This is a genomic window from Klebsiella sp. BIGb0407 (assembly GCF_024807845.1).
In the GTDB taxonomy this organism is placed as follows: domain Bacteria; phylum Pseudomonadota; class Gammaproteobacteria; order Enterobacterales; family Enterobacteriaceae; genus JGM124.
In genome coordinates this window covers 1-12209 of the sequence record NZ_JANUEQ010000007.1, presented here as the reverse complement: position 1 = coordinate 12209, position 12209 = coordinate 1, and the positions used below count along the sequence as shown (strand labels likewise).

Annotated in this window: 12 protein-coding genes and 1 rRNA gene; 12 read left to right on the top strand and 1 reads right to left on the bottom strand. The window is 48.5% G+C overall.

Annotated features, from left to right (window positions below):
• Nucleotides 1–16: 16 nt before the first annotated feature.
• The 12 genes from dusB (at nt 17) to M2387_RS18605 (ending at nt 11729) form a co-directional block, all read left to right on the top strand.
• Nucleotides 17–982, top strand: a complete 966-nt coding sequence (dusB, locus tag M2387_RS18660; RefSeq protein WP_259051579.1) for a tRNA dihydrouridine synthase DusB — start codon at nt 17–19, stop codon at nt 980–982.
• 25 nt (nt 983–1007) lie between these two features.
• Nucleotides 1008–1304: a DNA-binding transcriptional regulator Fis gene (fis, locus tag M2387_RS18655; protein WP_000462905.1), complete on the top strand. Its 297-nt coding sequence runs from the start codon at nt 1008–1010 to the stop codon at nt 1302–1304.
• A 580-nt stretch (nt 1305–1884) separates the two neighbouring features.
• A complete protein-coding gene (locus tag M2387_RS18650; RefSeq protein WP_259051578.1) occupies nt 1885–2415 on the top strand; it encodes a fimbrial protein in 531 nt (176 codons plus the stop codon).
• A gap of 73 nt (nt 2416–2488) precedes the next feature.
• Nucleotides 2489–3202: a fimbrial biogenesis chaperone gene (locus M2387_RS18645; protein WP_259051577.1), complete on the top strand. Its 714-nt coding sequence runs from the start codon at nt 2489–2491 to the stop codon at nt 3200–3202.
• On the top strand, nt 3186–3737 hold the full coding sequence (locus tag M2387_RS18640) for a fimbrial protein (RefSeq protein WP_259051576.1): 552 nt from the start codon (nt 3186–3188) through the stop codon (nt 3735–3737). Before M2387_RS18645 ends, M2387_RS18640 begins: the two co-directional genes overlap by 17 nt.
• A gap of 23 nt (nt 3738–3760) precedes the next feature.
• Complete coding sequence (locus M2387_RS18635) at nt 3761–4339, top strand: fimbrial protein (RefSeq protein WP_259051575.1); 579 nt, start codon at nt 3761–3763, stop codon at nt 4337–4339.
• Between the two features lie 55 nt (nt 4340–4394).
• Nucleotides 4395–4967, top strand: a complete 573-nt coding sequence (locus M2387_RS18630; RefSeq protein WP_259051574.1) for a fimbrial-like protein — start codon at nt 4395–4397, stop codon at nt 4965–4967.
• Nucleotides 4968–4980: 13 nt separating this feature from the next.
• Nucleotides 4981–5742: a fimbrial biogenesis chaperone gene (locus M2387_RS18625; RefSeq protein WP_259051572.1), complete on the top strand. Its 762-nt coding sequence runs from the start codon at nt 4981–4983 to the stop codon at nt 5740–5742.
• Complete coding sequence (locus tag M2387_RS18620) at nt 5739–6530, top strand: fimbrial biogenesis chaperone (protein ID WP_259051570.1); 792 nt, start codon at nt 5739–5741, stop codon at nt 6528–6530. Before M2387_RS18625 ends, M2387_RS18620 begins: the two co-directional genes overlap by 4 nt.
• Nucleotides 6531–6644: 114 nt before the next feature.
• Nucleotides 6645–9257 (top strand): fimbria/pilus outer membrane usher protein, encoded by a 2613-nt coding sequence (locus M2387_RS18615; protein ID WP_259051568.1) that lies wholly within the window; start codon nt 6645–6647, stop codon nt 9255–9257.
• Nucleotides 9258–9331: 74 nt separating this feature from the next.
• Nucleotides 9332–11443 (top strand): reverse transcriptase domain-containing protein, encoded by a 2112-nt coding sequence (locus M2387_RS18610; RefSeq protein ID WP_259051567.1) that lies wholly within the window; start codon nt 9332–9334, stop codon nt 11441–11443.
• 103 nt (nt 11444–11546) lie between these two features.
• Nucleotides 11547–11729, top strand: a complete 183-nt coding sequence (locus M2387_RS18605) for a hypothetical protein (protein WP_259051566.1) — start codon at nt 11547–11549, stop codon at nt 11727–11729.
• Nucleotides 11730–12108: 379 nt separating this feature from the next.
• Here the strand turns inward: M2387_RS18605 and rrf are convergent.
• Nucleotides 12109–12209 (bottom strand): 5S ribosomal RNA (gene rrf, locus M2387_RS18600); the annotation flags it as partial.

Below are 12209 nucleotides of genomic sequence, written 5' to 3'. Positions count from 1 at the left end.
GGTCATTTCTTAACTCATGCGCATCGGACATTACCAGCTCAGAAATCGGTTAATTGCAGCGCCTATGGCGGGGATTACAGACAGACCCTTCAGAACGCTGTGTTACGAAATGGGAGCAGGTTTAACCGTTTCCGAGATGATGTCTTCTAACCCAGAAGTCTGGGTCAGTGACAAGTCTCGTTTACGGATGGTTCATGTAGATGAACCGGGTATTCGCACCGTGCAAATTGCAGGTAGTGACCCGGATGAAATGGCAGCAGCTGCATGTATTAATGTGGCTAATGGTGCCCAGATTATTGATATCAATATGGGCTGCCCGGCTAAAAAAGTGAATCGTAAATTGGCAGGATCGGCCCTGCTGCAACACCCGAGTCTGGTCAGGGATATCGTGACAACGGTGGTAAACGCAGTGGATGTACCCGTTACATTGAAGATTCGCACAGGCTGGGATCCGGAGCACCGGAACTGTGTACAAATTGCCCAACTTGCTGAAGACTGTGGCATTCAGGCACTGACAATTCATGGACGCACTCGCGCCTGTTTATTCCAGGGCCATGCTGAATACGACAGCATTCGGGAAGTTAAGCAGAAAGTTTCCATTCCGGTTATCGCGAATGGCGACATTACTGACCCGCTTAAAGCCAGAGCTGTACTGGACTATACAGGGGCTGATGCTCTGATGATAGGACGTGCGGCTCAGGGAAGACCCTGGATCTTTCGGGAAATCCAGCACTATCTGGACACTGGAGAGTTGCTTCCTCCCCTGCCTCTGGCAGAGGTTAAGCGCTTACTCTGTAGTCATATTCGGGAACTGCATGACTTTTATGGTCAGGCTAAAGGTTACCGGATTGCACGGAAACATGTTTCCTGGTATCTCCAGGAGCACGCTCCAAGTGACCAGTTTCGGCGCACATTCAACGCCATTGAGGATGCCAGCGAACAGCTGGAGGCGTTGGAGGCATACTTCGAAAATTTTGCCTAAACAGAAATAAAGAGCTGACAGAACTATGTTCGAACAACGCGTAAATTCTGACGTACTGACCGTTTCAACCGTGAACTCTCAGGATCAAGTAACCCAAAAGCCCCTGCGTGATTCCGTAAAACAGGCACTTAAGAACTATTTTGCTCAACTGAACGGTCAAGATGTTAATGATTTGTATGAGCTGGTTTTGGCTGAAGTAGAGCAGCCATTGTTGGACATGGTGATGCAATACACCCGTGGTAACCAGACCCGTGCTGCGTTAATGATGGGTATCAACCGTGGCACCCTGCGTAAAAAATTGAAAAAATACGGCATGAACTGATACTAATCAGTTAATCTGTTGATGGAAAAGGCGCTACTCGGCATGGGGAAGCGCCTTTTTTAATGTCTGTGATATGCCAGAGCTCTACCTCAAGTAAAATCATCATGTTATCGGGAAAACCTTACAACGCCCATCACTCAGTAGCACTTGCCTCGGAAATAATTTCTAAGGATTAATGGGTAAATTAATTAGAATCCATAACCATAAAATTCCAATTATATTTTATCTGTTAAAGGCTGATAAATATCTTTCTCTATTAATTTATTTATATTTTACACATGGTTATCAACTAAATTCCATTATTAATTTCCTTTGCTAATCAATTCCATTGGTCAATATATGGATTTTTATAATTTTAATTTCCATAAAGTAACAGAACTTATCTTTAAAGATATACTCGCCCTCCAATAAGTAAATTAGTATAACTCCTATAAGTTTATATTTTCTTGGAATCAACCCTATGATACATTCCCTAATGGAATAAGACGAATGGACACAAGGGAAAGCTAACTCGCAATAATTTATTGCTGGTTGATTCTTTATATTTCTTATTCTTCAATCCATTAATGAGGGAAATAAAATGGTTAAATCTTTAATATTACGTACGGCATTACTCGCTTCTGTTTCAGCTTTCACTATTAATGCCATCGCAGCAGAGAAAGTCACCTTGCAAGGTGTTCTGACCTCAACCACCTGTACTATTAATACCAACGGGGGCAAATCTACCCTCAATGTCGGCGTTTTTAATACCAAAGTCGGTGTGGCTGGAGCGAGTTTCTCGGGAGTGAATACCATTACTTCCAATCCTGTCGCTATGCCAGTTGCCTTAACCGGTTGTACGGCAGGCGAGGTTGGAGAGTTGGTGATTCAAGGCACCACCTCGACCGGTAATGCCGAACAGAATGTATTCGTGGCAGAAAGCTCTCAGCCAGTCGGCTTTATGATTGAAGACGCCGCAGGTAACGTCATTACAGAAGGCGTTCCACTGACTATTGGCGCAGCAGCTACCAGCGCAAGCTACACCTTTAATGTGGGTATGGCGACCACCACGCTAACGCCAGAGGCCGGTGCCTATAGTGCGCCAATTTTAGTGGCCTATATTGTGAACTAAATGCGTGGCTATTCAGGTAGGGCAGCAGGTTATTGCCCTACCTTCATGGATGAGTCTGATGAGGGAATAGTGCATGCGAAATATCTTACTCGCGGGTGGCTTGCTGTGGTTATCTGCGTCATGCTGGGCAGGGATATCGTTAGACGCCACGCGTATTATCTTTTCATCCACAGATGATACCTCCGGGCAAAGTGTCGGGATAGTCAGTTCCAGTGATTCCCCAACCCCCTATTTAATCCGCACACAAATTTTAGCCACACCCTATGGTGACCAGGGAGAGACTCCTTTTCTGGTAACGCCTTCGCTATTTCGTTTAGAGCCGGGCGCAACCAACCAAGTACGGATTATGAAAAAAAACGTCCCATTACCACAAGATAAAGAGTCGGTTTTTTATTTGCGGGCTATCGCTATTCCAGCCAGTAATAAAGCCCAGGCGGAAGGAAAAAATAATATTGGCGGTAACGTTCAAATATCAACGGGGAGTGTGATAAAACTCTTTTATCGCCCGGCGAATCTGGCAATGTCGCAACAGCAAGCGATGAGTTCTTTAATATTCACCCGCTCAGAAAATGGCGTTACTGTTTATAATTCGTCGCCGTATTATATTACGCTGAACTCATTAAAAATTGCTAATACGGTCATACCCATCAGCGTGAAGCAAGGTAATACGCTTATAGCCCCAATGAGCCGCCAGACCTATTCCCGAGCCCCTCTTCAAGGGACTGTGGAATGGATCGCAATTAATGACTACGGTGGTATGGGGGTATTTCATGGGAAGGTGCAATAACCTGATCGGGGGCATTGTGCTCCTTTATCTGGGAACGTCTTCGCTGACTTTTGCCGCCCAGACAGATATCCGCGCGGTTATCTCAGATGATATCGGATGTGAAATTCGTTTACCGGTCTCCCTCACCTTTACACCCCAACGCACGTCAGCATTTCAAGGAGCGCCTACGGCACGCGAGATTAAACCTTTACGTGCTGAACTTGCCTGTCCGGAAAAAACGACTCAATTAGTTCCCAGACTCAGCATAGAAGGCCATACCCCCTACGATACCGACACCATTTTTTTAGATGGGGAACCTAATGGAGTGGGATTTATGTTACGCCACGGGGAAGGTACAGCGCCCTCTTTGAATGATTTCTATGCTCCCGACAAAGCCATTAAACCTGGGGTGGCACTGTCATTATCGCCCTTAAATATCGCTAATCAGCATCATACCGAGGAGGTTTTTTGGGTAGGTCTGGTCGGACCGGTTCAAGGGAATGTATTACCGGGTAAGTTTTTTTCAGCACTTACTTTTAATGTTTTTTTTCAATAACTCACATTAAGGAAAATGTCAGGATGAAAATATTAAATAACAACGCTATACCACTTTGCCTGGCTGCCGTGGTCAGTGCATTGAGTATCACCTCACCCGTTTTCGCAGCCACATCAGCAAATACCACTATCACCGCCAATATCGTCGGAGGCTCATGTGATATTGCCGCCCCCGCAACGGTTTCTATTATGGATGGTGAGCCCATTTCCGCGGCCAGTATTACGCCAACCAGCGATATTTCGGACACCTTTGACCTGACTCTTAGTGGCTGCAAAGGGTTCGGGCTGACGCCTTCCATCAGTATTGTCGGGGATGCTGACAACGACTCTGGCACCCTTTTATTTGTCTCAAGCAGCAGCACCAGCAAAGGTTACGGTATTTTATTATCCACCACAGGTAACACTAATTTCTCCGCCAGCACCAACTTAGCGACCACTAAAAATATCGTGGCGGTAACAAAAACCTGGGACAGTACTATGGCAAGTACCTTGAATGGCACCATTCCCCTTAAAGCGGTAGTCAGCTGCGGAACCTGCACGGCAAGTACTCTGCAAGGCGGAGTACTCAATGCCTCTCTCACCTTTAATTTTGTCTATCAATGATGAATAACATCCTTACTTTTTGATAGAAAAAAATTTTAAAGCTGAGAGGCGATAAATGACGCTCATATACAAACGTTCTTTACTCACGCTCATCGTCGGGTTGCTACTGCCTGTCTCTCAACTTCAGGCGGCGGGACGTGCTGAGCAAGATATTCAATTTACGGCCACCTTTTATGGCGGAGGCTGTGATATCACCGCCCCGGCAGCCGTCACCTATAGCCAGGGCGTAGTTCCGCAGGACACTATCCCGGGTGAAAATGTGCGTAGCGATCTGTTGCTAAACCTGAGTAATTGCCAGGGATATTTTATGAAACCGATCATCACTGTGGCAGGAGAGACGCAGCTGATTAACGGTAAAACATTATTCGCCAATAGCAGCAGTACAACAATTGGCTATGGCGTTTTGCTCACCACCTCAGGCAACAGCGTATTTGCGGCAAATAGCAATTTAGCGGCGAACAAGGAGATAACGACAAATACATGGCCTGCAGCAGGTAGCGAGAATGTGGCGTCTCTTAACGGAAATTTGCTGCTCAATGCCATTTTAAGCTGTGGCAGCTGTCAGCCCGCCAACGTACGGGGAGGGGTATTGACCTCTAACCTCACCTTTACCTTTGTCTATAACTAGGACGGAAGCCTTGATGATTCTACCCCACTCTCCGTCACCTACTGCCAGGCTCTGTGCTCTTGTCCTGGCAACCGGGATCCTGCATACACCGATAAGTGACGCAAAAGGCGGATTACGTTTAGCGCAAACACGTGTGGTTTTTGACGCCCAGCAGTCTAATGCCAAAGCCATCATTATCAATAACAGCCCGCAAGTCTATCTGGTCAAGGCATCGGTGATGAATACCCCCGACGTTCAGGATATGACGGCATCACCCTTTATGGTCACCCCGCCGTTGTTTCGTCTGGAGCCGGAAAGCCAGCATACCGCTTTAGTGGTGCGCCAGGGTGCCACACAGCTACCAGCGGACAGAGAATCGGTTTTTTACCTGAGCTTTTTAGCCATTCCAGCTTCTGCCAAAACAGGTGAGCCCGAAGAAAATATGACGATGGCGCAAATATCGATTGGTATTCGCAATATCATCAAATTGTTTTATCGACCCGCGGCGTTACCTATGAACGCGGAGACCGCCTACAGCAAGCTGAGCTTCCGGCAAGCGGGTGGGCGAATTGAGGTAAGTAACCCCACGCCCTATTACGTGACCCTGGCTCAGGTGACGATCAATAAGCAACTGCTGGATGTCGGCCAGCATGACCCGATGATTGCCCCCTTTTCACAGCAGTCTTACCCATTTACCGGGCGAGGAACCCAGGTTGAATGGTCTGCTATCACTGACTTTGGTGATATGAGCCCCCGTTACCAGGGCAGTCTGGCATCAAAGGGAGAGGGAAAATGACTGAATCTGCCGTCAACTGGAAGATAAAAGCCAGTATCGGGGTGCTTTTGAGCAGTTTGAGTGGCTGGGCTCAGGCGAGCACACCGCAGGGAATGACCGGTATCACGCTACACAATACGCGGGTGGTTTACCCATCCACGGCTACCAACGGTGTGACCTATCAACTGACCAATAACAGCTCGGTGCCTTATTTGCTGCAAGCGCGGATACAGCCTTGGGAACCATCAGCAAATGAGTCATCACTGAAAGCTGGCGAGCAGTCTGATAATAGCCGGGCATTTATTGCCTTACCGCCGCTACAGCGCATCGATGTCGGGGAAACGGTCACCTTACATCTGCGATTAAAACAGCATGATTTGCACCCACAGGATCGTGAGTCGATAGCGGTCCTGGCATTAACGGCTATTCCTGCCGAGAAGCCGGAACAGACATCAACAACGCCACAGATGGTTATCGCCGTGCAAAACAACGTGAAACTGTTTTACCGCCCGGCAGCGCTCCAAAGGCCTGACGAGGAGACAATCAATAACCAACTGCAATTTGTACCAGCGACAAGCGACATCACGGTTAAAAACCCAAGCGCATTTTATGTCACCTTCGACCGATTATCCGTGAATCGTCAGGCAGTGGATTTAGGCAACACCCGGATGATAGCCCCCTACAGTGAACAGCGCTGGCCAATGGTTCTGGATAAAGCGCCAAAGAATATCGAATGGCAAGTAATTAACGATAAGGGGGGAGTCAGTGACAAAATTTATCAGAAACAGCTCCCTGAAGTTAAGCGTTAACCCGATAAGAAAAGGACGCCATTTTTATCTGCGACACCCTGCCGAAGATAGGCGGTATCGCAAACCGGACAGAGGTATTCCATGGAAATTTGCTGCAAAACAGCTGGGAAAAAAATGATAGATGGATTTTTTCGTTACCACCCGCTGGCCTGGTGCCTGATGGCGGCTGCTGTTCCGGCCTTCGCTGAAGATTATTTTGATCCGAGTTTTTTAGGTGTCTCCGGGGAGTATTCTGAGGTTGATCTCTCGGTTTTTTCGCGGGCGGGCAGCGTAGCTGAAGGTGAATATACCGTATCGGTGTTTATTAACCAGCAGGATATGGGGCAGTATACGCTCCAGTTTGTGAAAAACGCGCAAGGGCAAGTCGCACCTGAGTTAACGCCAGAGCAGCTCGAAACCTTTGGGGTCAATATGGCCCAGCTGCCGGCGTTAAAAGCCCTACCGGTAACAGCAGTGGTTTCGGATTTGGGTGCAGTGATACCGCAAGCCACCACTTCGTTAGACCTGGCACGGTTACGCCTCAATATCAGTGTGCCTCAGGTAGCCATGAAGCCTAATATTTCGGGCTATGTTGACCCCAAATTATGGGAAGACGGCATCCCGGCCTTAACGGCGAATTATAATCTCAGCGCAGGCCGTACCCGTAATAGCTATCAACAATCCACGACCGATAGCACTAATCTGTTTGCCTCGGTGCGTGCTGGCGCGAATGCAGGCGCATGGCGGCTGCGCAGTACCCTGACCCACACGCATTCTGAATACAGCGGGGCGCAGAATTATTCCCGCTCGGTCAATACCCAGACTCAGTTCAGCAATACGACACTAGCCCGTGATATTCAGGCGTTAAGGTCGAGTCTGGTGGTGGGGGAAACCTACACCCGCAATGATGTGCTCGATGGTATTCCCTTTAAGGGAATACAGCTGGTGTCAAATGAGCAGATGCTACCGAGCCAGCTACGCGGCTATGCCCCGGCCATTACCGGGGTGGCAAACAGTAATGCCCGCATCACCGTCCGCCAGAATGGCAATGTGGTGTATGAAACCTATGTAGCCCCCGGTCCCTTTAATATCAATGACATTCAACAGGCGGGTTTGTCAGGGGATTATGATGTCACTGTTACCGAGGCCGATGGCACGGAGCGGCAGTTTATCGTCCCCTACTCTTCATTACCGATGATGCTGCGCCCCGGCAGCTGGAAGTACGAGTTAGCCTCAGGCCGCTATGATGGCAACCTCACCTCCAGCTCGCGTCGTTCAGATTTTATCCTCGGGACTGCGGTGTACGGTCTGTATAACAACATCACGCTCTATGGCGGCATGGTGCTTGCCAGAGACTACCAATCAGCGAGTGCGGGCACCGGTGTGTCACTGGGGCAGCTGGGGGCTATTTCCACCGATGTAACGCATTCCTCCTCACAGTTCGCCTACACCAATACTTCGCATAGCGAGAAAAAAACAGGGCAATCGTACCGGGTTCGTTATTCGAAAAGTATGATCTCAACCGGCACCTCAGTGGACTTAACCGCCTTGCGTTATTCCACCGAGGATTTCTATAACTTCAGTGAATTTAATAGCCAGGGTTACCGCCTGGAAGACGGCGTCAGCCCCTGGTTATTGCAGCGTCGGCGCAGTAGTTTTCAAACCCAGATTAGCCAACAAATGGGCAGTATGGGGTCATTACGCCTGCGGGCAAACCGCGATGATTACTGGGGCAGCGACCACTCGTTAACCGGTATGTCTGTGGGCTACAACAACAGTATTAGGGGTGTAAGCTATGGCGTGAATTACAATATTGACCGCATCAAAGACTCACGTGGCGACTGGCCGGAAAACCGTCAGCTCTCTTTAAATGTCAGCCTGCCGTTCAGCATTTTTAGCCATACTGAAAACATGCGCTCAATGTATGCGAACTACTCTGTAAGCCATGATAATAAGGGCAGAACGCGCAATAACACCGGACTGAGCGGCAATGTACTGGGCGGTAGACTCTCCTACGGGGCGTCACAAAGCTGGGGCAATCAAGGCCAGACGGCGAATAGCAACCTCAATGCCGGATATCAAGGCAGTAAAGGCTCAGTCAGTAGCGGGTACAGTTATAGCGCTAACACCCAGAGCCTGAATATTAACGCCAGCGGCGGCGTACTTGTGCATTCGGAAGGTATCACGTTCGCAAGATCGATGGGCGATTCGGTTGCGCTGGTCAGCGCCCCCGGAGCAAGTGGTGTCAGCGTCAATAATGGTACCGCCGTAACCGACTGGCGGGGCTATGCCGTGGCCCCTTACCTGGCGGATTATAACAAAAATAGCATTGGCTTAGACCCCAGCACGCTTCCCCCTCATGTCGATTTAACCCAGTCAAATATCAACGTTTACCCGACAAAAGGTGCGGTGGTGAAAGCAAACTTTACCACCCGCATTGGCTATAAAATGCTCATGACCATCAAACAGGACGATAAATATGTGCCCTTTGGGGCGACAGCAACAGTCATATCTAGTGATACCGCCAACCCAATCAGCAGTATTGTCGGCGATGAAGGGCAAGTCTATCTCACTGGGTTGCCGTCGAAGGGTGACTTGATAGTGAAATGGGGTAGCCGTGAGGAGCAACAATGCCAGGTCAGCTTTGATGTGAGCCAGCAAACCAGCACGGCAGAGTCTCTATTAGCCCAAGCGACCTATAGTTGTATCCCTGACGAGGCGCGGGATCTTCCTCCAAGGGAGAGATAACGCAACAGCAGTGGCAGCAAGTTGAATTCTTACCTTGAAAACAATGAATAATAGTCACCTGATGGAGCAGCAAGATGACAACGATAAATGAACAACAGCACATGGATAGTCTGCGTCTCGACATAAGCTGGCAGTGGTTATGCCAGGCACGAAAATCAGCCCCCGCGAATGCCGATATATGGGATTTACGCTACCGCTGGACCGCGTATCGGGAGATCTTCCTCGCGCAATTGCAGTCCGGTGAATACCGTTTATCACCGATGCGAGTGGTCGGGCGTGAACGGCAAGTGGTGTGGTCAGCAGAAGATGCCTTGGCGCTTAAGTGGGTCGCGTTGCAACTGGTGGGTGATATCCAACTGCATGAAAAATGTGAACATCTGAAAGGGCATGGTGGTGGGCAGGCCTCAGTACAGCGAGTACAAGATGCGATCAGCACCCAGGCGTATCGCTGGGTCTGTCGAACCGATATCAAGGGGTATTATGGTGCGATCAATACGGATACGCTGTTACTGCAATTAACAGCACATATCGCCCGACCCGCATTGTTATCACTGCTACGACAATTTTTGCACTACAGTGTCGAAGAAGGTGGCAATTTTCATACACCGACACAAGGGATAGCACGCAGTTGTGCTTTAAGTCCCTTAATGGGGGCCTTGCATCTTTGGGTGGTAGATCACTATTTTGCCACACAAGAAAAAATCTATTATGCTCGCTATATGGACGATTTTTTAATTTTAACCGCAACGCGCTGGTCACTGCGTCGCCAAGTAAAACAACTGAATCGTTACCTGAACCAGTTTGGTTTTGAGAAACATCCTGAAAAAACGTTTATAGGACGAATTACAAAAGGCTTTGACTGGATGGGAGCCTGGTTAACGGATGCAGGTGTGACCGATATCGCCCCCAGGGCAAAAGCTAATCACCAAGAAAAACTGCGACGGCTTTATGAGCAAACCCAGCACTGGCCTAAGGACCGACAGAAACAACGGGTGTCGGAGTATAAGAAACGCTGGGCAAGGTGGTTTGGAAACAACCCAGGTGCCCACCGGGTGTACATGACCTTGGTCTTACCCATTTTTCGAATAAACTCCCTCTACCAACGACGGATGAGCTATCTGAAGGTTATCCAGAGGAGTCTAGTTATAATAATAGCAAGTTTGACCATCTCCCCCCCTGTACACTCTGCCTTTGAAACTGGGGAATATTGGCCTGGGGCTGGCGTCTTAGGGACCGACGTGCCCGTGTGGGGCAATGGATCAGCGGCCTCACAAGACTGCAACCGGCCATCATACGGAGTTGCGATCCACTCGACCTATACAGGTATCAATGATGAGTGGGGGACAAGCAGTGACGGATTGTATTACGGATTATTTTTTTACGGTGCTGCGTCCGATGTTCTGGTCTTTTTTACCGGTACATTAGAGAGCATTAACCCAAGTCTTAAGAGTGCTCTCTCTACCGCGGGTAATGGGGACGAAGTATACCGCGTTACCTTTGGGATGGATGGACGATGGACTGCTAATCTCCCCTCGGAGGAAGCCAACTCCGGTAACTTTTTTATAATTCCCTCGTCTAATATGAGAAATACTACTGGGCCGACTTCCGGAACCACCTCGCTTAGTGCTCGTGTTTACATAGGACCAAATGCACGGCCTGGGAGGTACAGATTTGGCGTTCTAAGTGGTGGAAATACGTGTAAGTTAGGTAATGCAACAAGGATTCAAGAACCGGCTGATATCACTGTGTTAGAACGACAATGCGCCATTAATGTGTCGCCGACAAATATTTCACCTGCGAATGCACTTCTTCAAAGTGGTACTGGGCGATTGATCGATTCTGGTGTTATAAGCATTCGAGGAACCTGTAATGAACGTGATGATAGTTCATCTGACAATTTGGGAATATCCATTAGGGGGAATAATCTGACTTCTTTACCAAATGGTCAAATAGATAGTGCTCTGTCTTTGAAAAATGATTCAGGAAGTCCCGTTGCTTCAGTCTCGTTCGGCCTACCTAACTCATCGCAAGAAATCTATCTAGATGGGACTCAGTACTTCGTACCTGTATCGTGGAGAGACATAATAGTTGACATTCCCTACAATATGTATGACCTAAGTGTGAATGACCCCTTGGCAGTGGGTGTAGGAAGAGCAACAGCTAAACTTATGATATCTTGGCCTTAACTTGGCCTTTTATGCGGACCTTCCAGTAGCGCAAATAATCAAAAATACTGCGAGTGATTGATCTATGCTCATAGAGTCTATTTTTTCCGGAAGAGAGATATCTATGAGCAAAGATCCGCTGGAAACCGATGTAAACGAAGGTCTGGCAAAAATGCATGAAGCCAGCGAGTTGGTTAGCGAAGAAGAAGTTGAAGCTCTGGCTGAAAAAGCCCGTAAAGAAGCAGAGCTAACCAGGAAACAACATCAGAATAAGTTAGAGCAGCAAGGTATTGAACCTAAAGGTTAAGTCACCTAAGCTACTGATAAAAAGGCGCTACTCAGTATGAGAAAGCGCCTTTTTTAATATATGAATCTGGTATTCCATAAACGCAAAAAACCCCAGTCTTCCGACTGGGGTTTCTGCTTAATTGATGTCTGACAGTTCCCTACTCTCGCATGGGAGACCCCACACTACCCTCGGCGCTAAGTCCTTTGTCTTTTACCCTGATACCGCGTTGGCTGCGTCCGGTCAGCTCAGTCACATACCGGAGTATGCTCCTTCCCCGCCCGAATTTGCCACCTTGTCTCAGCGTAAAATCCGGCGGACTCTGGTTCAGAGAAAAGAAAATTAAAGCCATAAACGCAAAAAACCCCAGTCTTTCGACTGGGGTTTCTGCTTAATTGATGTCTGACAGTTCCCTACTCTCGCATGGGGAGACCCCACACTACCATCGGCGCTACGGCGTTTCACTTCTGAGTTCGGCATGGGGTCAGGTGGGACCACCGC